At 67.2% G+C, this 21,447-nt stretch carries 22 protein-coding genes; 5 read left to right on the top strand and 17 right to left on the bottom strand.

Going from position 1 to position 21,447, the window contains the following annotated elements:
- The first annotated feature begins 12 nt into the window (after positions 1-12).
- Positions 13-1,218, top strand: a complete 1,206-nt coding sequence (locus BM449_RS06490) for a phosphoglycerate kinase (protein WP_071800557.1) — start codon at positions 13-15, stop codon at positions 1,216-1,218.
- A 24-nt stretch (positions 1,219-1,242) separates the two neighbouring features.
- Here BM449_RS06490 and BM449_RS06485 read toward each other — a convergent pair whose 3' ends face one another.
- Positions 1,243-1,677: a hypothetical protein gene (locus tag BM449_RS06485; RefSeq protein WP_071800556.1), complete on the bottom strand. Its 435-nt coding sequence runs from the start codon at positions 1,675-1,677 to the stop codon at positions 1,243-1,245.
- Positions 1,678-1,760: 83 nt separating this feature from the next.
- On the opposite strand from BM449_RS06485, the gene BM449_RS06480 reads away from it, so the two are divergent.
- The gene (locus BM449_RS06480) at positions 1,761-2,642 is read left to right on the top strand and encodes an NAD(P)-dependent oxidoreductase (RefSeq protein WP_071800555.1); all 882 of its coding nucleotides are present in this window, start codon (positions 1,761-1,763) and stop codon (positions 2,640-2,642) included.
- On the opposite strand, the gene BM449_RS06475 is transcribed toward BM449_RS06480, so the two are convergent.
- Positions 2,632-3,381: a hypothetical protein gene (locus BM449_RS06475; protein ID WP_071800554.1), complete on the bottom strand. Its 750-nt coding sequence runs from the start codon at positions 3,379-3,381 to the stop codon at positions 2,632-2,634. The genes BM449_RS06480 and BM449_RS06475 overlap by 11 nt on opposite strands.
- 72 nt (positions 3,382-3,453) lie before the next feature.
- Here BM449_RS06475 and BM449_RS06470 point away from each other — a divergent pair, with 72 nt between their 5' ends.
- Positions 3,454-4,527 carry a UDP-N-acetylglucosamine--N-acetylmuramyl-(pentapeptide) pyrophosphoryl-undecaprenol N-acetylglucosamine transferase gene (locus BM449_RS06470; RefSeq protein WP_071800553.1) on the top strand — a complete coding sequence of 358 codons (1,074 nt, stop codon included), beginning with the start codon at positions 3,454-3,456 and terminating at the stop codon, positions 4,525-4,527.
- A gap of 59 nt (positions 4,528-4,586) precedes the next feature.
- On the opposite strand, the gene BM449_RS06465 is transcribed toward BM449_RS06470, so the two are convergent.
- Positions 4,587-5,708: a threonine-phosphate decarboxylase gene (locus tag BM449_RS06465; RefSeq protein WP_071800552.1), complete on the bottom strand. Its 1,122-nt coding sequence runs from the start codon at positions 5,706-5,708 to the stop codon at positions 4,587-4,589.
- A 131-nt stretch (positions 5,709-5,839) separates the two neighbouring features.
- Between BM449_RS06465 and BM449_RS06460 the strand changes: the two genes are divergently transcribed.
- The gene (locus BM449_RS06460) at positions 5,840-6,649 is read left to right on the top strand and encodes a pentapeptide repeat-containing protein (RefSeq protein ID WP_233831181.1); all 810 of its coding nucleotides are present in this window, start codon (positions 5,840-5,842) and stop codon (positions 6,647-6,649) included.
- A gap of 40 nt (positions 6,650-6,689) precedes the next feature.
- Here BM449_RS06460 and BM449_RS06455 read toward each other — a convergent pair whose 3' ends face one another.
- From BM449_RS06455 to BM449_RS06430, 6 genes are all read right to left on the bottom strand, one after another.
- A complete protein-coding gene (locus tag BM449_RS06455) occupies positions 6,690-8,843 on the bottom strand; it encodes a general secretion pathway protein D (RefSeq protein ID WP_071800550.1) in 2,154 nt (717 codons plus the stop codon).
- A 124-nt stretch (positions 8,844-8,967) separates the two neighbouring features.
- Positions 8,968-9,681, bottom strand: a complete 714-nt coding sequence (locus BM449_RS06450; RefSeq protein WP_071800549.1) for a hypothetical protein — start codon at positions 9,679-9,681, stop codon at positions 8,968-8,970.
- Positions 9,678-10,391 carry a PilN domain-containing protein gene (locus BM449_RS06445; RefSeq protein WP_071800548.1) on the bottom strand — a complete coding sequence of 238 codons (714 nt, stop codon included), beginning with the start codon at positions 10,389-10,391 and terminating at the stop codon, positions 9,678-9,680. The genes BM449_RS06450 and BM449_RS06445 overlap by 4 nt, the downstream gene beginning before the upstream one ends.
- Positions 10,388-11,350, bottom strand: a complete 963-nt coding sequence (locus tag BM449_RS14655; protein WP_071800547.1) for a hypothetical protein — start codon at positions 11,348-11,350, stop codon at positions 10,388-10,390. Before BM449_RS14655 ends, BM449_RS06445 begins: the two co-directional genes overlap by 4 nt.
- 96 nt (positions 11,351-11,446) lie before the next feature.
- Positions 11,447-12,631 carry a quinone-dependent dihydroorotate dehydrogenase gene (locus tag BM449_RS06435; protein WP_071800546.1) on the bottom strand — a complete coding sequence of 395 codons (1,185 nt, stop codon included), beginning with the start codon at positions 12,629-12,631 and terminating at the stop codon, positions 11,447-11,449.
- Positions 12,631-13,356, bottom strand: coding sequence for a ribonuclease H (locus BM449_RS06430; protein ID WP_071800545.1), 726 nt, complete (start codon positions 13,354-13,356; stop codon positions 12,631-12,633). The genes BM449_RS06435 and BM449_RS06430 overlap by 1 nt, the downstream gene beginning before the upstream one ends.
- A 62-nt stretch (positions 13,357-13,418) precedes the next feature.
- Between BM449_RS06430 and BM449_RS06425 the strand changes: the two genes are divergently transcribed.
- Positions 13,419-14,096 (top strand): DUF3747 domain-containing protein, encoded by a 678-nt coding sequence (locus BM449_RS06425; protein ID WP_071800544.1) that lies wholly within the window; start codon positions 13,419-13,421, stop codon positions 14,094-14,096.
- Positions 14,097-14,400: 304 nt separating this feature from the next.
- Here BM449_RS06425 and rplL read toward each other — a convergent pair whose 3' ends face one another.
- From rplL to gloA, 8 genes are all read right to left on the bottom strand, one after another.
- On the bottom strand, positions 14,401-14,784 hold the full coding sequence (gene rplL, locus BM449_RS06420; RefSeq protein WP_071800543.1) for a 50S ribosomal protein L7/L12: 384 nt from the start codon (positions 14,782-14,784) through the stop codon (positions 14,401-14,403).
- A 54-nt stretch (positions 14,785-14,838) separates the two neighbouring features.
- On the bottom strand, positions 14,839-15,366 hold the full coding sequence (gene rplJ, locus BM449_RS06415; RefSeq protein ID WP_071800542.1) for a 50S ribosomal protein L10: 528 nt from the start codon (positions 15,364-15,366) through the stop codon (positions 14,839-14,841).
- 290 nt (positions 15,367-15,656) lie between these two features.
- On the bottom strand, positions 15,657-16,364 hold the full coding sequence (rplA, locus tag BM449_RS06410) for a 50S ribosomal protein L1 (protein WP_071800541.1): 708 nt from the start codon (positions 16,362-16,364) through the stop codon (positions 15,657-15,659).
- Between the two features lie 123 nt (positions 16,365-16,487).
- Complete coding sequence (gene rplK / locus BM449_RS06405) at positions 16,488-16,913, bottom strand: 50S ribosomal protein L11 (protein WP_071800540.1); 426 nt, start codon at positions 16,911-16,913, stop codon at positions 16,488-16,490.
- A 161-nt stretch (positions 16,914-17,074) separates the two neighbouring features.
- Positions 17,075-17,683: a transcription termination/antitermination protein NusG gene (nusG, locus tag BM449_RS06400; protein WP_233831272.1), complete on the bottom strand. Its 609-nt coding sequence runs from the start codon at positions 17,681-17,683 to the stop codon at positions 17,075-17,077.
- Positions 17,684-17,829: 146 nt separating this feature from the next.
- A complete protein-coding gene (gene secE, locus BM449_RS06395) occupies positions 17,830-18,039 on the bottom strand; it encodes a preprotein translocase subunit SecE (protein ID WP_120352834.1) in 210 nt (69 codons plus the stop codon).
- 86 nt (positions 18,040-18,125) lie between these two features.
- Positions 18,126-21,026: an AAA family ATPase gene (locus tag BM449_RS06390; protein ID WP_071800538.1), complete on the bottom strand. Its 2,901-nt coding sequence runs from the start codon at positions 21,024-21,026 to the stop codon at positions 18,126-18,128.
- Complete coding sequence (gene gloA / locus BM449_RS06385) at positions 21,013-21,417, bottom strand: lactoylglutathione lyase (RefSeq protein WP_071800537.1); 405 nt, start codon at positions 21,415-21,417, stop codon at positions 21,013-21,015. The genes BM449_RS06390 and gloA overlap by 14 nt, the downstream gene beginning before the upstream one ends.
- Positions 21,418-21,447 lie beyond the last annotated feature (30 nt).

Genomic DNA, 21,447 nt, shown 5'->3' with positions numbered 1-21,447 from the left:
GACCATTCCCCCATGGCGAAGCGTTCCCTGGCCAGCCTCAGCAGCGATGACCTCCAGGGCAAACGGGTGCTGGTGCGGGTCGATTTCAACGTTCCGCTGGCGGACTCGGGGGCGATCAGCGATGACACCAGGATCCGCGCCGCGCTTCCCACTATCCACGCGCTCACTGCCAAAGGGGCCCGCGTGATTCTGGCCGCCCATTTCGGCCGGCCCAAGGGTCAGGTGAATGAGGCGATGCGGCTGACCCCGGTGGCGGCCCGCCTCAGTGAGCTGCTGGGCAAGCCGGTGCTCAAAACCGACAGCTGCATCGGCCCTGACGCCGAAGCCAAGGTGGCGGCCCTGGCCGATGGCGATGTGCTGCTGCTGGAGAACGTGCGCTTCTTCGCTGAGGAAGAGAAGAACGATCCCGGCTTCGCCGCCAAGCTGGCCGCCCTGGCCGATGTCTATGTGAATGATGCCTTTGGCGCCGCCCACCGGGCCCATGCCTCCACCGCCGGCGTGACCGAATACCTGAAGCCCAGCGTGGCCGGGCTGCTGATGGAAAAGGAACTGCAGTATCTGCAGGGCGCCATCGATGAGCCGAAGCGTCCGCTGGCGGCGATCGTTGGCGGCTCCAAGGTGAGCAGCAAGATCGGCGTGCTCGAGTCGTTGATCGACAAGTGCGACAAGGTGCTGATCGGCGGCGGCATGATCTTCACCTTCTACAAGGCGCGCGGCCTGGCGGTGGGCAAAAGCCTGGTTGAAGACGACAAGCTCGACTTGGCCAAGGAGCTCGAGGCCAAGGCCAAGGCCAAGGGCGTGCAGCTGCTGCTGCCCAGCGATGTCGTGCTCGCCGACGCCTTCTCCCCCGACGCCAACACGCTCACCACCGCGGTGGACGCGATCCCCGACGGCTGGATGGGCCTCGACATCGGCCCGGATTCACTCCAGGCCTTCCAGGAGGCCTTGGCCGACTGCAAAACCGTGATCTGGAACGGGCCGATGGGCGTGTTCGAGTTCGACAAATTCGCCGCCGGCACCAACGGTGTGGCCCACACCCTCGCCGAGCTGAGCGGCACGGGCTGCTGCACGATCATCGGCGGTGGTGACTCCGTGGCGGCCGTCGAGAAGGTGGGTGTGGCGGAGAAAATGAGCCACATCTCCACCGGTGGCGGCGCCAGCCTGGAGCTGCTGGAGGGCAAGGTGCTCCCCGGCGTCGCCGCCCTCGACGACGCCTGACTTCAAGGGGCCTCAAGCTGTCGCTCAGGGCTGTGGCGTGGGGTTGCGCTTGCCGCCTCGGCCTTGACCCCTGCCGCGCTCTTCGGGCATGGGAATCCCAAGCCGTTGGGCGAGGGCACGGTTTTCGCTGCGCGTGGTCTGCATCACCTCGCGCAGCTCCTTGCGTTGCTCGCCGCGGCAGCGACGCAACGCTTCGATGTCAGCGGCGGCCTTGAGGCAACGCTCGTTGTCTTTGAGGATGGCCATCTGGGCGGCGTTGTCCCGCAGGGCCCAGCTGTGGCGCGACTTGAAGATCTCCTGCTTCTGGCTCTCGCTGAGCTGCACCCGCTCGCCAGCTGGGACTCGAACCGCAGGGTTGGGGTTGGTCTGGGCTTTTCCAGAATCGACCTGGAGCAGCATGGCCAGGCCAGCAGCGACCGGCGGCAAGAACAAGCGCTGCAGGGTGAGGGATCGGGACATGGATCTGGGGCGTTGAACCCAACCATCGTGGCCCTGGCCTTGGCTGCATCTCCGACTGAACTCCTACCCGTTGGCGCCCGACCATGACTGAATCTTTCCGCCCCCCGCTGGCGTTCATCGGCCTGGGGGCCCTGGGCGCCCCGATGGCAGCCAATCTGCTGGCCGCAGGCTTTCCGCTCAGCGTTCACAACCGGACACGTTCGCGGGAGGCTTCGCTGCTGGCTGCCGGTGCGGCGGCGGCGCCCACGCCGGCAGCAGCTGCAGCCGCCGCCGACTGGCTCTGCCTATGCCTCACCGATGGGGCCGCCGCGGAGGCCGTGCTGTTCGGTGCCGCCCAGCCGGCCGCTCTTGGATTGCGCCCAGGGGCCACCGTGATCGACTTCTCGACGATCGATCCGGCCGTCAGCCGCTCGCTGGCCGAGCGCCTGGGCCGTCAGGGCGTGGCCTATCTCGATGCCCCGGTGACCGGTGGCACGGAAGGGGCCAAAGCCGGCAGCCTGTCGGTGTTGGTGGGCGGAACGATGGCCGATCTGGAGCGGGCCCGCCCCCTGCTGGAGGTGGTCGGCAGCCGCATCACCCACCTCGGCCCGGTGGGCTGCGGGCAGCAGGCCAAGGCGGTCAACCAGGTGCTGGTGGCCGGCAGCTACGCCGCCGTGGCCGAGGCGATGGCCCTGGGCCAGCGGCTGGGGCTGCCGATGGCGGCGGTCTGTCAGGCCCTCGCCAGCGGGGCGGCGGGCTCCTGGGCCCTGGAGAACCGGGCTGGCGGCATGCTGGAGGGGTCGTTCCCGCTGGGTTTCAAGCTGGCGCTGCACCGCAAGGACCTGGCCATCGCTCTGGCCGCGGCAGCCGCCACCGGGCTGGAGTTGCCGATCGGCGAACGGGTGGCGGCGATCGAAGACGCCCTGATCGAGGCCGGCCACGGGGATGAGGACGTGTCGGCCCTGATCCGCTGGTTCAAGGGGTGAGCGCGGCCTTGTCAGCCACCACCCGCACCCGCTTGGTGGTGCTGATGATGCCGTCGGGATGGACCAAAAGCACGGCCCAGGTCTGGCTGCCTGGTTCGAGCGGCGCTTGCACGATCTTGAACAGGCCGCCACCGGCGAGGGCGGCGAGCTCCAGCTCCGGGTTCTGCGAAGCGCTGATCTGCGGGCCGGTGATCGGGGCGATTCCGCCCGCCACCAACGCCCCGTTCAGTGGCTCGTCGAACACCACGTCAACGTCGTAGCGCTGGCCGGTGAGCACGGCATCGGGGATCTGCAGGCTGATCGGCAGCTCAACGGAACCGCTGCGCAGCACACTGGTTTCACGGATCACTTCCTGGCCGTTCAGCCGTCCGCCGCCCTCGCCTAAGGCCAGGAGTTGTTCGGCTTCCAGCCGGTAGAGGTAGGGCCCTTCGCTGCGGCTGCCACTGACCTTGATCTGAACCGTGCTGCGGCCATCCCGGAGCGCCTTGCCCGGACTGACCTGCCAACGGGCATCGGGGAAGCGCTTGCGCAGGGCGTCATAACGCTCCACCAGCTCGCTGGGATCGAGGCCCGGCCCTTCGCTGAGCAGGCCGGAGAGGGAGCCGGAGTTGCCGCTGTTGAGGCTGGCTTCCAGGGTCTGGAGGAGGGCCAGGCTGGGGGCCGCGGCAGCCGCGAGAGGAGCGAAGCACAACGCAGCCGCCGCCAGCAGTGCAGGCAGGGACGGGCGGGGCAACGACATCGGGAGCGGCCAGGGAAGTTCACATAAGTTAGGCGCGCTTCGCTTGCACGCTTGGCGCGTTTGAAAAGGCCCATGACCCGGCTTCTGATCGCCGCCAGCGGCACTGGTGGACATCTCTTCCCTGCCCTGGCCGTGGCCGAGGCGCTGCCGCCGAGTTTCTCGGTGCAGTGGCTGGGAGTGCCTGATCGCCTGGAGCGGGAGCTGGTGCCGGCGCGCTACCCCTTGCATACCGTTCGCGCCGGGGGCTTACAGGGCCGGGGGCTGCGCAAACTCTGGCAACTGTTCCAACTGCTGGCCGCCAGCCTGAAGGTGCGCCAGTTGATCCGCCGTGAAGGCATCGACGTGGTCTTCAGCACGGGGGGCTACATCGCCGCCCCGGCCATCCTGGCGGCGCGCTGGTGTGGTGTGCCTGTTGTTCTGCATGACTCCAATGCGATCCCGGGGCGGGTCACCCGGCTGCTGGGGCGGCTGTGCAGCCGGGTGGCGGTGGGCCTTCCGGCTGCAACCGAGCGCCTGCCCCGCTGTCGCCCGCTGCTGACCGGCACGCCGGTTCGCCAGGACTTCCTGCTGCCTGCCCCGTTACCGGCGTGGGTTCCCGCTGGCGAGGGTCCGCTGCTTCTGGTGATGGGCGGCAGCCAGGGGGCGCTCGGGCTGAACCGGATGGTGCGTCCCCTGGTGCCGCAGCTGCTGGCTGCTGGCTGCCGGGTCGTGCATCTCACCGGCTCCAGCGATCCGGAGGTAGGAGCGATCCACGCCAGCGGCTATGTGGAGCGTCCCTTCAGCGATGAGCTGGCCGGCCTGCTCCAGCACACCGATCTGGCCATCAGCCGCTCCGGCGCCGGCAGCCTCAGTGAGCTGGCCGTCTGCGGCACCCCCGCCGTCCTGGTGCCGTTTCCCCAGGCGGCCGATCGGCACCAGGACGCCAATGCCGCCGCTGCCGTCGCCGCTGGCGGGGCCGTGATCGTCGCCCAACACCCTCCGGGCCAGGGCCCCCTGGCCCAGACGCTCTGGCAGTTGCTGGGCCCCAAGCTGCGGGGAGGGGCCGCGGCGGCCGATCCCTTGCTCAGCCTGCGCAACGGCATGGAGCGGCTGGCGGTGCGGGATGCGGACCAACGGCTGGCGTTGTTGCTTCAGGAGCTGGTCTGAGCGGCTGGGCCCCAGAGGCGGGAGCTGGCCTGTTTGATCGGTCTTCTTGGTTGATCGGTTCAACGCATCCTTCGGGCCAACTCTGTTCGCATGGCCCGAAGGATGCGCTGGTTGCCCCGCCGGTCCTGCAGGCCGATCCGCAACCAGTTCTCACCCAGCCCTTCGAAGCTGCGGCAATCCCGCAGCAGGATCAGCTGGCGGCTCTCCAGCCGTTCGCGCAGCCCCAGCAGTGACCCCTCGCCTTGCACCAGCAGGAAATTGGCTGCGGAGGGCAGCGGCCTGAGGCCACTCAGGCCAGAGAGCTGGCCTGCCAGCCACGGCCCCTCCTTCGCAACCCAGCGCCGCACCCGTTCCTGCCAGCGCCGATCACCCACCACCGCTTCACCCACGGCGGCCGCCAGCCCGTTCACCGGCCAGGGGTCGCGCCAGGCGGCCCAGCGCTTCAGCCGCTCCGGCGCCGCTAACGCGTAGCCCAGTCGCAGCCCGGCGATCGCGAACAGCTTGGTCAGGCTGCGGATCACGATCAGATTGGCGTGATCGGCCAGCAACGGGATCAGTGAATCGGCCTCGCCGCCGGGCACCAGCGGCAGGAAGGCCTCATCGACGATCACCAGGGCAAAACGCTCCAGCAAGGGCTCCAGGCTGCTGCGACTCCAGAGCTGGCCCGTGGGGTTGTGGGGATTGGTGATCCAGATCGCATCGTCACCGTCACGGCCCCGGCCCCCTTCCCCTGCGGCCGGGAACGGGCCCCCCAGCGGCAGGGGCAGGGACTGCCACGACCCGCCCCAGCAGGCCAGGGCGCGGGGGTAGTCGGCAAAGCCGGGCGTGGGCAACCAACTGGTGCCCGTCGCCGCTGCGTCTCTGGCTGCCCAGGTGAACAGCTCGGCGGCGCCATTGCCAGGCAGCACGGCAGCGGGATCGAGGCCATGGGCCGCGGCGATCGCCTCGCGCAGCCGCTGATAACTCCGGTCGGGATAGTCGCGCAGGGGCGAGGGCCGGCCTGCTCGGGCCCCCAGCGCTTGGCGCAGCAGCCGCCGCACCGGGGCCGGCGGCCCGAAGGGCACCAACGAGGCGCTGGCATCGAGCAACTGCTCGGGGCGGCAGCCCAGCCGGCGGGCGCTGGCGACCAGATTGCCGCCGTGGCGGGCCTCTGGCTCCCCCGTTGTGGACGGATCCCTCACCGACGTCTCTGCTGAACCGTGTCCAACAGTGGACGAACCAGCCATGCGGCAGCTGTGCCCACGGCGGCGGCTGGCGCGCGCCAAAGGCTCAAAAGCCTGTTAGACAGCCTCTATTGCCGCCGTTCACGGCCGTGATCCGCCTTGCCTGTGCCCTGGTTGCCGCCACCGGCCTGCTGGCCTGCGCTGGCGTGGCTGGCACGGTCGCACGGGCGGCCGATGGCGAGGTCCTGATCCGTCTGCTGGACAGCAAGCAGTGTGCCAACTGCCCCTTGGCCGATGCCGATCTGGTCCAGGCCGACCTGCGGGAGGCCGACTTGAGCGGCGCCCAGTTGCAGCGCGCCAATCTCAGCGGCGCCCGCCTGGATGGCGCCCGGCTCAGCGGTGCTGATCTGAGTTTCACCAGCCTGCGGGGCGCTTCCCTGCGTGGCGCCGATCTGCGCGGCGCCCGCCTGCTGGGCAGCGACCTGCGCGACGCCGACCTCAGCGGTGCCCTGCTCGATCCTGAGGCCCTCTCCAGCAGCCACTGGCAGGGCGCCAAGGGCGTCATTCCCGCCCAGCAGAGCTACGCCGATTGGCACAACGCTGGGGTGGACGCCGCCCAGCGGGGCAGGTTTCCCCAGGCGGAGCAGTTGTTCAGCGCCGCGATCGGGCGCCAACCCGAAGCGGCGATCAGCTGGGTGGCCCGGGGCATCAGCCGCAGTGAGCAAGGCAACACGGTGGCAGCAGCCGACGACTTCACCGTCGCCGCGGCCCTTTACGACCAGCAGGGCCAGCCCGAAACCAGCGCGCAGTTGCAGCAGGCGGCGCTCAAGCTGGCTGACACACCCAAGCCGGTGCAGGGCGGCAATCGACTGGGCCCCCAGTTGCTGGGCGGCACGGCGGGACTCCTGCAATTCCTGGCCCCCCTGGTGATCAAGGCGTTCGTGCCGCTGCCGTTCTGATCAAGCTGAACCACTGAACCTCGACGTTCTGAACCAGGCGCTACTGGGGATTGCTCATGAACAGGCGCGCATCCTCGCTCGTGGGCCGAATGCCATAGCCGAAGGTTCCGCCCTCGTCATCGCGGATGATTCGCGGGGTGACCATGATCACCAGCTCCCGTTTTTGGCGCTGGTTGTTCGAGGCCCGGAAGAACTGGCCGACTAGCGGTAGGTCGCCAAGAATCGGCCACTTCGATACTTCAGCGACGTCAAAGTCGGAGATCACGCCGGTGAGGATCAGGGTCTGTCCTTCGCGCACCCGCAGGGCGCCGGTATCCAGCCGCCGCACACTCAGGATGCTGATCTGCGGTGTACAGGCGGGTGGGCCAGGGACCGTATCGGTGACGGCTGAAATCGACGGGGACAGGGAGAAGGTGACGAAGCCGTTGTCATCGATCTTCTCAACGCGAGCACCGAGAATCAGCCCGGCTGTGGAGAGCTCAAGCTCACACTGGGTGCCGCCATTCTGAGTTTCAGTGATCCGGACGCTGGTGATCACATTGGTGCCGACCCGCACCGCCGCTTCGTTCGCCCTGCCGCGTCCAATCGGTGAATCGATCGTGTAGGCATCCAGTCCGGCGGAGGAGTTCTGAGAAGTACCTCCTCCACTACCACCGCCTCCACCGCTACTGGGATCGCGAAGGATCGAGGGGTTCTCCTGCAGGATCAGGGTGGGGCTGGCCAGCAAGGTCGTGTTGCGGGAAACGATCTGGGCCTGAACGAAGTCGAAGAAGTTATCGCGCGGCACTTGCAGGCCGGGATTCTCGGTTGGCGCGCCAAGGAATGATCCAACTGTGGGTGGCAGGAAACGACCGAACGCCCCGAGCAGCTGGCCGTTGTCGTTGACGATGAAGTTATTGCCGTAGCGGAAGGCAAAGCTGTTGGAGATCGTCGTGTCGTTCTCGAGATTCACATCCAAGAGCCGCACCGCCAGGGCCACCTGCCGCTGGCGGAGATCCAACTGCTTGAGATAGGTCTCGGCGATCAGCACCAGGGATGGATCGCCCACCAGGGTGATCGTGCCCAAGCGGGAGTCGGTGGTGCCGATCAGGCCGAGCAAGGGGCCCTGGCCGGCTCCGAACGAGTTGATCTGGGTGGTGGTGGCGGTGGATGCCGTCGACGCCGCTGTGTTGTTGGACGGTGTGCCGGTGGAGGCCACTTCGCTGGAGGTGGAGGTGGTGGTGAAGGTCTTGTTGATCGTGGCACCGAGGCTGGCGAGGTAGTCAGCCGCTGAGTTGGCTGACACCTGGTTCAAGCGGTAGATCTTCGAGAGCTGGGAGCCAAAGGTTTTGCCCAGCACATTCGGTCCGGCCAGGATCAGATTTCCCTCTAACTTGCCCTGTAGCCCAGCGGCGAGAAGGACCGAATTGACGGCCTTTGCATAGCCTTCGTTTCGGAAGGCGATGGAGACAACTCTCTGGGCGGTGATCGGATTGGGCGACCCCGGAGAACCAGAACCGGGATTGGAGGCGGTGTCATCCACATAGACGAAGCCATAGCCCCCCAGCTGGGCCACTGCCATCAGGGCGTCTCTGGCCGGGGCGTTGCGCAGCGTCATCGTGACGCTCGGACCCTGCACATTCACGAAACTGGGATTGCGCAGCAGCAGGCTTCCCACGGCCATGTCGCCCACGGGTGGAGCGACGGCCCTGGGCTGCAGCGGGGGCACGAAGGCGCTCTGGGGAACACGGCCCGGGGTGTTGAGATCGAGGCGGCCGGTCTGGAGGGAGGCCTGGGGAGCGGCGGCAAAGCTGAGGATCAAGTTGCGGCCATCGGCGCTCACCACTGGCCGCGGCGCCGCCCCGGCCTTCACCGGCGTTACCTGGATGACGAAGCGGTCGCCCTCTCCCTCCAGGCTGATTGTCTCGAAGCCCGCCTCCGGCAGGGCAAGCCGTTGTGGACCTCGGCGCAGGCTGGTGGGATTGGGCAGGATCAGCTGGCCTTCCCAGCCCAAACTGTTGTTGAACTGCTGCAGCTGGGGGCCGGGGCCAGTGCCCTCGATCACCACCTCAACGGCGTCCGGCAGGCGGCGAACCTTGAGCTCCAGCGGCCCGACGCTGGCAACGGCCTGAACCGGGATCACCAATCCCACTAATCCCACCGTCGCCGCCAGCGCTAATCCAGCCGGATGGTTCTGAATCACCGGAAGGAACATCCAAGCGATGGGGAGAGACTATGGCGAGCAAGGCGAAGTTGCCATGCCGTCTTCCGTCGCTTTCACCATCTATTCAGCATCTGTTCAGCATTTTTTTTGTCGGCCTTTCCGGCGCCGATCGTGATCAGTTTTCTGTTGGGGTTGGATCAGCCGCTGCGGCTTGTTGTCGTGGCTCCGTCGTCTTGCCGTACAGCGACAGAGTCAATTTCAGCTCGGTGAGCGGGGCTGGGGCCCCGGCTTTAGGGTCGGGCGCGCTGAGGTTGAGATTGCTCTGCACCACCAGCAATCCCAGCCGCTCCAGCCGGCGCATGAAGCCCAGCAGGTTGGGGAAGCGCCCCCGCGCACTCAACAGTGTTGAGCTCTTGCTGAGGCCCTGGGCTTCCAGGGGATCCCTCGCGGGCGGGGGCGCTTCCCCCTCGGCTGGGGGTGGGGCGGCAGCTGTCTCTGGCCGTGCCCTTGCCCCCTGATGTGGGGTGGGTTCGAACAGGTCGAGTTCGACGCCCGCCGCGCCGGCCTCTCGACTGAGCTGGGCGAGGAAGGTGCTGAGTTCGCCGCTGCCGGCAATCAGCTGCAGCAGATCTGCCTGCTGACCCCTTGTCTTCTCTGCCGCCTCAAGCTGACGCAGCCGCTGCTCACGCAGCAGGGGCAGGCGCTGCTCCATGGCCCGCAACGCATGGAGCTGGTTTTGGCCCTCGCGGAGCCTGCTCCAGGGCTGCCACACCGCACCGACCACCACCACGGCGGAGAGCAGTAGCCCGGCGCTGATCGGCAGCCCCAGCAGCAGGGCGGTGCGCCCCAGCCTCGAAGGTGGCTTGGCTCCCTCCTGAAGATTGGTCATGGCAGCAGCCCCTGCTGTTGCAGCACCTGCAGGCGCTGGGCCATGCCATCGGCCCCCAGCTCCTGAAGCAGCCTGAGCTGGGCGGGGCCGCTGCGGGGCGGCCGAAACGTGGCGGTGAGCTCGAAATCGACGTGCTGGCGCCGTTGCGGCTTGCCCTCCTCGCCTCCTTCTGCGTCCGCGCGGCCGGCGCGTTTCAGCCGCACACTGGCTGGATCGAGCAGGGGAGAGGCCTTGAGGCGAAGCACGAGGGCGTTGATTCGCTCGAAGGCGCCGGGATCGCTGCTGCGCCCCTTGATCTCCAGGTCGTCGTTGTTCACCTTGACGCCAGTGAGCTGCACGCCGGTGGAGCTGCGCTCGGCCAGGTCGGTCATCAGGGCGGTGCCGGAGCGCAAGGTCACCAGCGCCCCTGCCAGCTCCGCATTGGCCTTGCCGGTGGCGTCGATTGCTGCCTTCTCGGCGATGAGCTGTTGCTCCAGTTGCTCCACTTCGGCCCGCACCGGCTGCAGCTGCGCCAAATCGTTGCTCACCCGTTGCTGTTGCCAGCGCAGCAGCAAGGCCAGTGCCAGGCAGGCCGACACCAGGCCAGCAGCCACGGCGGCGCCGATCCACAGCAGTCGGCGCGGATCAGGGCCGCGGCTGGGGTCAGGCGGCAGACCCAGCTCGATTCGCCGCTCCCTGAGCAGATCCACTGCGGGAAGCGTGCGGGTCATGGCGCCCGCTCCGCCTGGGCCAGGCCACTGAGCCTGAGCAGGCCCGGGCCGTCGCGTTCGCTGGGGCCGAGCGAATCCGCCGCGTTCTCCTCCAGGTCCAACCAGCCCCGCTGCAGCGGATCGAGGATCTCCACGCTCCAGGCCTCCTCTCGCCCCAGGGCCTCGGCGACGCCCACCAAGCGCCGGCTGGAGCCGAACAACAGCAACCGCACCGAGCGCATCTGCGGATCTCGCTGGCGCCAGAAGTTCAGGCACTGGCGCAACGCCTGATCCAGGGCCCGAGGGTCGGCGGGCAGGTGACGACTGAACTCCGGTATGCCCTGGCGGATCAGGGTCAGCTCGGCACCACCGGCCTGGCACTCGATCAGGGCGGTGAGTTCGTTGGCAGGCGCCTCAGCCAGCAGCGGCGCAATCGCCCGCAGCTCAGCGACCTGGGCGGGTTCGAGCCTTTCGAGATCGAGAGCGGCGATCGCAAACACCTCGACCCATTCCAGCACCAACGCCCGGGGAGCCGTCACGAGCAGCGAGCAGAGGGGAAGGGCCGGGTCGGCTCCGCCAAGGGGAGTGAGGCAGAGATAGGACTGGGCGAGTGGGCAGGCCAGACGGAGATCGGGGTCGATCTGGCGCAGGGCCTCCTCGGGTTCCTCGGGCCACTCCTCGAAGGGCCACTGCACCACGCGCAGGCTGCAGGCTGCTCGGGGCAAGCTGGCGATCACCTCGGCCCCGTGCAGGCCGAGTTCGAGCATCAGATCACCGATCAGGTCGCCCAGGGCCGCCTGCTGGAGCGGACGTCCGTCCTGGCAGGCGCCCCGCGGCAGTGGCACCCGATGCAACAGGCTGGCTGCCGGCTTGAAACCCTGGCCGCGCAACGCCAGCAGGGTCAGGCCGTCATCCTCAAGAACAAGCAGCACCCGCCTGGGGAAGATCCGTGCCGTCAGCGGCCCGAAGCGTTCCCGCAAGCCAGTTAGAACCAACGGCAGGCTCCTTATCCCAGTCTGGGCGGCAGCTTATCGGCATTTGCTGTTGTTGGCATGCACCGGGTTGGTGCGCTCCCGCTAACCCCAGGGCAGCCCACTGCCCACCGCTTCGCTGATCTGCCGGCAGCCGTGGCGATCGAGCTGCCGTTGCAGGCCTTCCAGGATCGCCGGTACCAGGGCCGGACCCTCATAGATCCAGCCGGTGTAGAGCTGAATCAAGGAGGCGCCGGCTGTGATCCGCTCCCAGGCCGCCTGGGGCGAATCAATCCCGCCCACGCCGATCAGCGGCAGGGCGGGGCCGGCGGTGGCTCGCAGTCGGCGCAGCACCTCCTGGGCCCTGGCCCGCAGGGGCGCGCCGCTCAGTCCTCCCGCTTCCTCGCCCAGCGTGCGACCCGTCTGGGTCAGTCGGCGGTTCTCCAGGCCGAGCCTGTCGATGCTGGTGTTCACTGCGATCACCCCGGCCAGGCCTTCCTGGTAGGCCAGGCGGGCGATGGTGTCGATCGCGTCGTCCTCCAGGTCGGGGGCGATCTTCACCAGCAGCGGCGGACAGGCCGGCAACCGGCGCAGCCGTTCGACCAGCCGGCGCAGCTGAGTGGCATTTTGCAGTTCGCGCAGGCCCGGTGTGTTCGGCGAGCTCACGTTGATCACGGCGTAGTCGGCCAGGGGCGAGAGCAGCTCCAGCGAGGAGGCGTAGTCATCGGCAGCCAGCTCCAGGGAGGTGATCTTCGACTTGCCGAGGTTCAGGCCCAGCACCGCCGGCCGCTGCCCCGGCGGCTCCAGGTCCTGACGCTCCAGGGTGCGCTTCACCGCTTCGGCGCCGTCGTTGTTGAAGCCCATCCGGTTTAAGGCGGCGCGCTCCGCCGCCAGCCGGAACAGGCGTGGTCTCGGGTTTCCCGGTTGGGCATGCCAGGTGACCGTGCCCAGCTCGGCAAAGCCGAAGCCAAATAGATGCCAGACGCCGGCGGCCACGGCGTTCTTGTCGAAGCCGGCCGCCAGCCCCACCGGGTTGGCAAAGCGGCAACCGAACAGGGTCTGCTCCAGGCGCACGTCGCGCCGTTGCAACTCCGCCCCGAGCCCGGCCAGGCTGCCGGACACCAGCGGCCAGTGGCGCCGCCGCGAGGCCATGCCCAGGGCCGTCAGGGTGAGGCGGCTGAGCTGCTCGGCATCGGCGCCTTCGTCCTGCTCCAGCAGGGGTGTCACCCAGCGCTTGTAGAGCGATCCAGTACTCGGGGTGGTGTTTTTGCTGGTGGGGGGTGTGGCCATCAGAGACGCTCCAGCCGCCAGCGATCCTCACCGGCCGGGCTCACCTGCCAATCGCGCCAGGTCCAGGCCTCCTCCTTCTCCTCAAGCCTGGAGAGGGGCAGCTCCACCAGCTGGGCCAGCTCGGGCAGGCGCAGGGCATAGCCACCGCTGGCCAGGCGATCCGCCAGCTCCAGACGGCTCAGCAGCTGAGCGAGGGCCGCTGGGGCTGGATCAACCGGACTGGCAGCGGCTTTGGTGGTTGCAGCCGCAGGGCCGGTCGCCAGCCTGGGGGTTCCGCCCTTGGAGAAGGCCACGGCAATGGCGTCGCAGCGGTCGTTGTCGGGATCGCCGCTGTGGCCGCGCACGTGGACCAAGGGCACGGCCGGCAGGCGGGCCCGATCGAGGGCTTCCCAGAGGTCCTTGTTCAGCACCGGAGCGCCAGAAGCCGTGCGCCAACCCTTGCGTTTCCAGCCCGCCATCCACTTGCCCAGTCCATCGATCAGGTAGCGGCTGTCGGTGCGCAGCTGCAGATCGGGATGCAGGGGGAGCTGCTTGAGCTCTTCGAGCACGGCCAGCGCGGCAGCCAGTTCCATGCGGTTGTTGGTGGTGTTGGCTGCCGCGCCCCCCAGCTCCAGCACCGAGCCATCTTCAAAGCGCAGCAATGCCCCCCAGCCACCGGGTCCGGGGTTGCCACTGCAGGCGCCATCGGTGGCCGCGGCCACCACCCGTGGTTGATCAGCAGCCACTGGGCGATTCGGCACAAATCAGGTCATCATTGGAGCCTGTTACGGCTTGTCGGGTCGCCACCATGAAGCGAACTTACCTTGCCTTGGCCGCTGTGGCCCTCGGCGCCGCGGTCCTGCAGGGCCCTTCGTTGCCGCAGGCGCAAGCCGTTGGCTTGTTCGACAGCCGGCCCGTGGACGCTTCCAGGTTCGCGGTGCTCGCCAGGCCGGTGGGCAGGTCCGACTGGTCGCTGCTGGTGCTCGAGCAGCTCAAGAGCCAGCCGCTCTGCTGGGAAACCCGTCCGGACGGCTTGATTGACGCGGCCCTCAACCGTTTCGACTTCACCGGAATCTGTAGCCGCTACATCGACAGCAACGGCTACTCCCTGCGCACGGCCAACCAGGACCTGGGCGGCTCGTTCCGGCTGCGGCTCAGGCAGGTGGGCGAGGAGCTGCAGCTGCAGGCGATGAGCCCCGTGGAGACCGAAACGATCGTGGTGGGCAGGGGCAAGGCCAACCGGCGTGACCGCGATGGCTTCGTGCCGATCACGCTGGAGTCCACTTGGCAGCTCGGTCGCCGTGTCTTCCGCGAGCAGACCCTCAGCCATCTGTACTTCACCAATCCCACCCCCATGGCCCAGCTGATCGCCGCCGCCGCGCCAGCGACCAGGTCTGGCAGGCAGCTGATCGCCCGTCGACCCGGTCTCACTGATGACCTCGGAACCGATCCGATCGCCCTGCCGGTGATTCCTTTCGTCGAATAGGCCAGTCACCAAGTAGGCCAGGAAACGACCGCTGCTGCTGGGACAGTTCAAGTAGCGACCCCTCTGCCCTGGCCCAGGCCTGAGCAGGCGTTACCTTTAACTCGTGTGAGGGGTGCGGAACCCACTGTTGGGGTCGAAACAAGGACAGACTCCCAAGAACGTTCCACCTCTAAAGCCCTGCCTTCGGTGGGGTTTTTTTTTGGTCTGCCACGATAACGGCGGCCATGAAAAAGCCGGCCACCAGGGGCCGGCAGGGGCGAGGGCCGGAACCCTCGCCAAGAACTGAGAAATCAGCGAAGCGAGATCACTTGACGGTGACCTTGCCGCCAACCTCTTCAACGGTCTTCTTAATCGTGGCGGCTTCCTCTTTGGAAACGCCTTCCTTGATGGCCTTGGGAGCGGCTTCCACAAGGGCCTTGGCTTCGCCCAGACCGAGGCCGGTGACTTCGCGGACGGCCTTGAGGACTTTGATCTTCGCGGCAGCATCGAAGCTGTCGAGGATGGCGTCGAATTCGGTCTGCTCTTCCACCGCCTCAGCGGCAGCGGCGGGAGCGGCCATCATCACGGCGCCGGCGGAAGCGGCGGCGGAAACGCCGAAAGCCTCTTCGATCTGCTTGACGAGCTCGGAAGCTTCAAGCAGGGAAAGGGTTTTCAGTGATTCGAGAATCGTGTCGGTTTTGGTTGTCATAGTTGAGAGCAGGCAACAGGTCGGGGATGGAGAAATCGGGGAAAAGGGATCGGCTCAGCTGGCGTCGCTTTCGGCGTGCTGCTTGAGTGCCCGGGCGAGACCGGAGGGAACTTCGTTGATGCCCACGGCCAGTTGGGTGGTCACGGCATTGATCGCACCGGCGATCTGGGCCATGAGCACGTCCTTGGAGGGGAGCTCACCGATGGCCTTGATGTCGGCCTGGGACAGGAGTTGGCCTTCGAAGAGGCCTCCTTTCAGTTCCGACTTCTTCGTGTCCTTCTGGAAGGACTGAATGGCCTTGACGGCACTGCCGACATCGCCCTTGATCAGGACGAAGGCATTGGTGCCGGTGAGCAGGGAATCGAGTTCCGACCAGGTGCTGTCGCCATCAATGGCCAGACGCATCAAGGTGTTTTTGGTCACCTTGCAGACGCCATTGCTGGCCTGCAGACGGATCCGCAGATCAGTCATTTCCTTGATGGACAGACCCTTGTAATCAAGGACCAGCGCCATTTCGGTCCCGTTGAGGAGCCCCTTGAGCTCTTCGACGATCTGTTGCTTGCTCTCCAGGGTGCGGCCCATGGGGTGGTACGAATCGAGGGAACAAGCCGAGCACGCGACCCAGACGATTCCCGCTGATTCATCGGCCCGGATCCGAAAGCTCGGACCAGGCGATCATCAAGAGAACCCCGCACCGGTGCAACCGGAACGCCGCGAGGCTGCTTGATGATCCGACCCCCTGGGGGACCCAGGGAAACAAAACCTTCTGCATGCACCTCGGCAGGGTTTAAGGCCAATTGGCCACCTGCTGTCTTGGGCGGGGCGCGTGCCCCCTGGCCGAAGCCAGTTCAGGACTTTACATCCCGAGGCGCTCAGCTCTCCTGCTTGATGTCCTGGAGGGCGGAGAAGTCAACGTCGATGCCGGGGCCCATCGTGGCGCTGATGGTGAGGCTGCGCCAATAGCGGCCCTTGGCGCCACTGGGTTTCTGCCGGTCGATGGTTTCCTGCAGCGCCTTGAGGTTCTCCAGCAGCGTCTCGGCCGTGAAGCTGGCCTTGCCGAAGCGCACGTGCACGATGCCGGTGCGATCGGCGCGGAATTCGAGCTTGCCCGCCTTGAACTCGCGGATCGCGCCGCCCAGGTCGGTGGTGACGGTGCCGGCCTTGGGATTGGGCATCAGGCCCCGCGGTCCGAGCACCCGACCCAGCTTGGCCACCTTGGGCATCATGTCCGGGGTTGCGATCAGCAGGTCGAAGTCCATCTGGCCGCCGGCGATCGCCTCCACCAGATCCTCATCACCAGCCAGGTCTGCACCGGCGGCGGTGGCTTCGGCCACCTTCTCGCCGCGGGCGATCACGGCGATGCGGATGCTCTGGCCGGTGCCGTTCGGCAGGGCGACGGTGGTGCGCAGTTGCTGGTCGGTGTACTTCGGATCAATGCCGAGGCGCACGTGGGCCTCGATCGTTTCATCGAATTTGGCCGTTGCCGTTGTCTTGACCAGCTGCAACGCTTCGAGCGGTGCATAGGGCCGGTCTTCGACTTTTTCGAGCAGGGCGTTGAAGCGCTTGGAGGGTTTTGTCATCGTGGTGTTGGGGTACTGGCGACGGGACGGGCGGGCCGTAGGGCGGCCGAGGCGTCCTGGGTCTCCCCCGGATTGGGTGGATGGGGAATGGAGCGGTGATCAGACCGGCGCTGGGGCCACTGATCAGTCGGTGACGGCGACGCCCATGTTGCGGGCGGTGCCTTCGATGATGCGGGAGGCCGACTCAAGGCTGGTGCAGTTGAGGTCGGGGAGTTTCGTTTTGGCGATCTCCTCGAGCTGGGCGCGACTGATCGCTCCCACACTGCCCTTGCTGGAGGTGGCGGCACCTTTGTCGATGCCTGCTGCCTTGATGATCAGCACCGAAGCAGGCGGGGTCTTGGTGATGAAGGTGAAGCTGCGGTCTTCGAAGACCGAGATCTCCACCGGAATCACATAGCCGGCCTTCTCCTGGGTGCGGGCGTTGTACTCCTTGCAAAACGCCATGATGTTGACCCCGTGCTGCCCGAGGGCAGGGCCCACCGGTGGGGCCGGGTTGGCTTTGCCGGCATTGAGAGCCAGCTTGATCACGGCTACAACTTTCTTGGCCATCGGCTGGATCTGGGGAACAGAACTCCCTGCTGGGAGTGGGAACAAAACTCCCTTGCGGGAGGACTGCGGATCGCCTCACCGAAGCGGAGGCGTGGTGGTGGACCGCCGAAACCGGCGGAGCCACCGAGGGCCGCCCTCCGCAGGGAGGCGGCCGCAGTGAATCAACTTTGCTTGGTGATCTGGGAGAACTCCAGTTCCACTGGGGTTTCCCTGCCGAAGATCGAGAGCAGGGCTTTGAGCTTGCTGCGTTCGCCGGAGACTTCGATCACCTCGCCCTGGAAATCCTTGAAGGGCCCAGCGGTGACCAGGATCTGATCGCCTTCGGTGATGTCGACCTTGACGACGGGTTTCTTCTCGGCCGCCCGCTTGAAGATCCGCTCCACCTCGGCGCGTGCGAGGGGCCGGGGCTTGATGTGGCCGCGGGCGCGGCCGGTGGCCCGCCGTTCCTCCTGCCCAACGAAATTGATCACGTTTGGGGTGCTGCGCACTGCCAGCATCGTGTCTTCATCGAGAACCATGCGAACCAGCACGTAGCCCGGGAACACCTTTTCCTCGGTGGCCTGGCGGCTGCCGTCCTTCTTCAGCTTGATGGCTGGGGTCTGGGGGATCTCGATCTCGACGATCCGGTTATCCACGCCGAGGGTGATGGCGCGCTGCTCAAGGGTGGCCTTCACCTTCTTCTCACAGCTCGAGGCCACCTGAACGGCGTACCAGCGGGCGATTTGGGGGGCTTTGTCAGCTGCCGCCTGTTCCGGGGCCTCTGCGGGCAGGGCCTCGCCTTCCGCATCGGGGTTGTCCTCGATGGCGTCGCTGGCGGTGGTGAGCAGATCGGCTTCAGACACGGGCTGGAAAAGGGTAAAAGCTGGGGAAGAACTGGGGAGGTGGCCCGGCGATGAATCGCGCGCTGGCCTGTCGCTTAGGGGAAGACCTGGGAGGAGCCCCAGCTGTAGAACCGATCAACGGCGGCGATCGCTGCGGCTGAAAGGGTGACCATCAAGATCACCGCCACCGACTCGCTGAACAGCTGTTGGCGGCTGGGCCACACCACCTTGCGCAGCTCCTCCAACAGCGAGGGGACGAAGCCGGCCGGACCGGGAGGCGCTGGGGGAAGCGGCTCGGCGGTCAGCGTGTCTTCAGGGGTGGAGGAGCGGCTGGGGGATTCCAAGGATGCTGGCCTGCCGAGCTGTGACAACAACCCGGCAAAGATTCACCCTACCGGATGTCCCCTTCGTCTTCGCGCAGGGCCTCGAACAGCAGCGGTTGCGGCGCGGATTCCGGCGCCAGGCTGACCCTCACCCCCCAGGCCCCGTGGAAATGATCCTCGAGCAGCTCGGTGGCCAGGGGGTTCTCGATCTGGCGGCGCAACACCCGTCGCAGCGGCCGCGCTCCGTACTCCGGTTCGTAGCCCTGGGCGGCGAGCCGGTCGACCACCGCTTCTTCCACTTGCAGCTCCAGCTGCTGTTCGGCCAACAGGCTGGCTAGCTCAGCCAGCTGCAGCCGCACGATGCGCTGTAGATCCGCCGCCGAAAGCGGCCGGAAGCGGATCAGCTCATCGATGCGATTGAGGAATTCTGGGCGGAACTGGGCGGAGAGTGCCTGCTCCACGGCCTCATCAAGGGCGGCATCCAGGTTTGCTTCGCTGTCCTGCTGGTCCTGACGGGCGCGCTCGAGGATGGCGCGGCTGGCCAGGTTGCTGGTCATCACCACCACCGTGTTGCGGAAGTCCACGGTGCGTCCCTGGGAATCGGTGAGGCGGCCGTCATCGAGCACCTGCAGCAACAGGTTGAACACCTCGGGGTGGGCCTTCTCCACCTCATCGAGCAGCAACACGGCATAGGGGCGGCGCCGGATCGCCTCGGTGAGCTGGCCGCCTTCCTCGTAGCCCACGTAGCCCGGAGGGGCGCCCAGCAGCCGGGCCACGGCGTTGCGCTCCATGAATTCGCTCATATCGAGGCGCACCAGGGCCTCCTCCTCATCGAACAGCGCCGCCGCCAGGGCCTTGGCGAGTTCGGTCTTGCCGACGCCGGTGGGGCCGAGGAAGAGGAAGGAACCCACCGGCCGTCGCGGATCCTGCATGCCGGCCCGGGCCCGGCGGATCGATGCCGCCACCGCCGCCACCGCCTCGGGCTGGCCGATGACCCGCTCCGCCAACCGGTTTTCGAGCTCAAGCAATTTCTGGCGCTCGCCGGCCAGCAGCCGCTGCATCGGGATGCCCGTCCAGCGGGCCACCACATCGGCGATGTCGCCTTCCTCCACCTGCTCACGCAGCAGGGCTTCGCCGGCCTGCTGGGCGGCCTGAAGCTCGTCTTCGAGGGCGTGGCGGCGTTGCTGCACGCCATGCAGCTGGTCGTATTGCAGCCGGGCGGCCTCCTCCAGATCCCCATCGCGCTCGGCTTCGCTGATCGCGTGGCGCAGGTCTTCGTCTTGCTGGAGCAGGTCGCGCAGCTCGGCCAGGCGCTCCCGCTCGGCCTGCCAGCGCTGTTGCAGCTCCTGCAGCCGGCTCAGGGCAAGGCGGCGCTGCTCCTGGCGCTGCACCCGCTCGGTCATCGGTGCGGCCTCCGCCGCCAGCAGGGCCAGTTCGACCCGGCGCAACTCGGCTTCGGCCTCCTCCACCACCTGGGGTTTGGAAGTGACCTCCATGCGCAGCTGGGCGGCGGCCTCATCGATCAGGTCGATCGCCTTGTCGGGCAGGCAGCGGTCGGCGATGTAGCGATCGGCCAGCCGGATCGCCGCCACCAGAGCCCCGTCGGTGATGGTGACGCCGTGGTGCAGCTCATAGCGTTCTTTGAGGCCGCGCAGGATCTCCACGCTCACCTCCCGACTCGGTTCGCGGATCACCACCTGCTGGAAGCGGCGGTTGAGGGCGGGGTCCTTCTCCACCGTGCGGCGGAAGTCTTCCGGGGTGGTGGCCCCGATGCAGCGCAGTTCGCCGCGGGCCAGCACCGGCTTGAGGATGCTGCCGGCATCGGCGCTGGAGCGATCGCTGCTCACCACGGTGTGCAGTTCATCGATGAACAGAACCACGCCGGCGCCGTTGCCGGCCGCATCGCTTTCGCTCACTTCGGTGAGCACGCTGCGCAGCCGTTCCTCGAACTGACCGCGGAACTTGGCGCCGGCGATCAGGGCGCCCAGATCAAGACCGATCAGGCGGATCCCCTTGAGTGAATCGGGCACTTCGCCGGCCACGATCCGCTGGGCGAGCAATTCGGCGATGGCGGTTTTGCCCACACCGGGCTCACCAATCAGCACCGGATTGTTTTTGCTGCGCCGCGAGAGCACCTGGATCAGGCGGCGGATTTCGGTGTCGCGGCCGATCACCGGGTCAAGCAGCCCGGCCCGGGCGGCGGCGGTGAGATCACGGCCGTACTGCTCCAAGGCGGCCGGTTCGGCGTCCAGGCTCAGGTCACTGCCACCGCCACTGACCCTGCCACTGTCGCCATCACTCGGGGCGGCTGGGGCGGAGGAACCGGCAGAAGTGGTGCGCAAGGGACGGTCGTCGATCGGAGGGGAGGGGATGTCGATGGGGGCGTCGATGGGGTTGTCGATCCAGTCGTCACGGCCGCTAGGCGCGGCTGCGGGCGCCGCTGTTGGCTGAGGGAGAGGGGCGGGCGTAGGGGCCGGCGTGGAGGTGGGCCGCAGTTCGCGCAACAGGCGCTCCTCACTGAGCCCCTGGCCCGCCAGCAGGTCCGCGCCGATCCTTGGCTCATCGCGCAGGGCCAGCAGCAGGTGGGGGATGTCGAGCAGACGCGAACCCCAGCTGGCGCGACGCCGGTCGGCGGCTTCGAGCAGGTCTTCCAGGGCATCACCGATGAACAGCTCCTCGCCGCTGGCTGAGGGTTGTTCGGCGCAGAAGCCCTCCAGCTGATCCAGCAAGCGATCGCCGTCGATGGGCAGGGTGTCCACCCAGCTGGCGTAACGGGGATCCTGGAACAGCACCTGCAGCAGGTGTTCCACATCGAGCTGGGCATGGCGCCAGCGGCGGGCCTGGTCCTGGCCGGAGAGCAGCAGGTCCCAGGCCGCCTCGCTGAAGCGATCGGGGTCGCTGGTCAGGCTGCCCTGGGCGGTTGGAGCGGCCCCCTGGCTACCGGGATCGAAGCGCTCAGGCGGCTGCATCCTGCTCCGGTCTGCGCTGGATCAGTTCCACCTTGTAGCCATCGGGGTCTTCGATGAAGGCGATCACAGTGCTGCCGTGCTTCATCGGGCCGGGTGGCCGCACCACTTTTCCGCCTTTGGTGGCGATGGCGGCGCAGGTGGCGGTGATGTCTTCAACGCCGATGGCGATGTGGCCATAGCCGTCACCGAGGGCGTAGCTGGGCGTATCCCAGTTGAAGGTGAGCTCCAGAACGGAGTTCTCGGTCTCGTCTCCGTAGCCCACGAAGGCCAGGGTGAAGCGACCCTCGGGAAAGTCGCGGCGACGCAGCAGCGTCATGCCCAGAACGCCGGTGTAGAAGCCGAGGGAGCGATCGAGATCGCCCACTCTGAGCATGGTGTGGAGCAGTCGCATCGGGGCGTCTTACCGGATCATCAGGCCATT

This window comes from Synechococcus sp. SynAce01, assembly GCF_001885215.1.
GTDB lineage: Bacteria > Cyanobacteriota > Cyanobacteriia > PCC-6307 > Cyanobiaceae > Regnicoccus > Regnicoccus frigidus.
This window is presented reverse-complemented; position numbering and strand designations above follow the sequence as displayed.

Excerpts from the sequence above, each read along its gene's own strand:
- gloA (WP_071800537.1), bottom strand. The coding sequence starts at position 21,417 with ATGCGACTGCTCCACACCATGCTCAGAGTGGGCGATCTCGATCGCTCC.
- rplJ (WP_071800542.1), bottom strand. The coding sequence starts at position 15,366 with ATGGGCCGCACCCTGGAGAGCAAGCAACAGATCGTCGAAGAGCTCAAG.
- BM449_RS06475 (WP_071800554.1), bottom strand. The coding sequence starts at position 3,381 with ATGTCGTTGCCCCGCCCGTCCCTGCCTGCACTGCTGGCGGCGGCTGCG.
- rplK (WP_071800540.1), bottom strand. The coding sequence starts at position 16,913 with ATGGCCAAGAAAGTTGTAGCCGTGATCAAGCTGGCTCTCAATGCCGGC.
- BM449_RS06490 (WP_071800557.1), top strand. The coding sequence starts at position 13 with ATGGCGAAGCGTTCCCTGGCCAGCCTCAGCAGCGATGACCTCCAGGGC.
- BM449_RS06480 (WP_071800555.1), top strand. The coding sequence starts at position 1,761 with ATGACTGAATCTTTCCGCCCCCCGCTGGCGTTCATCGGCCTGGGGGCC.
- rplA (WP_071800541.1), bottom strand. The coding sequence starts at position 16,364 with ATGACAAAACCCTCCAAGCGCTTCAACGCCCTGCTCGAAAAAGTCGAA.
- BM449_RS06455 (WP_071800550.1), bottom strand. The coding sequence starts at position 8,843 with ATGTTCCTTCCGGTGATTCAGAACCATCCGGCTGGATTAGCGCTGGCG.
- BM449_RS06445 (WP_071800548.1), bottom strand. The coding sequence starts at position 10,391 with ATGACCCGCACGCTTCCCGCAGTGGATCTGCTCAGGGAGCGGCGAATC.
- BM449_RS06390 (WP_071800538.1), bottom strand. The coding sequence starts at position 21,026 with ATGCAGCCGCCTGAGCGCTTCGATCCCGGTAGCCAGGGGGCCGCTCCA.
- rplL (WP_071800543.1), bottom strand. The coding sequence starts at position 14,784 with ATGACAACCAAAACCGACACGATTCTCGAATCACTGAAAACCCTTTCC.
- BM449_RS06425 (WP_071800544.1), top strand. The coding sequence starts at position 13,419 with ATGAAGCGAACTTACCTTGCCTTGGCCGCTGTGGCCCTCGGCGCCGCG.
- BM449_RS06485 (WP_071800556.1), bottom strand. The coding sequence starts at position 1,677 with ATGTCCCGATCCCTCACCCTGCAGCGCTTGTTCTTGCCGCCGGTCGCT.
- BM449_RS06470 (WP_071800553.1), top strand. The coding sequence starts at position 3,454 with ATGACCCGGCTTCTGATCGCCGCCAGCGGCACTGGTGGACATCTCTTC.
- BM449_RS06450 (WP_071800549.1), bottom strand. The coding sequence starts at position 9,681 with ATGACCAATCTTCAGGAGGGAGCCAAGCCACCTTCGAGGCTGGGGCGC.
- BM449_RS06435 (WP_071800546.1), bottom strand. The coding sequence starts at position 12,631 with ATGGCCACACCCCCCACCAGCAAAAACACCACCCCGAGTACTGGATCG.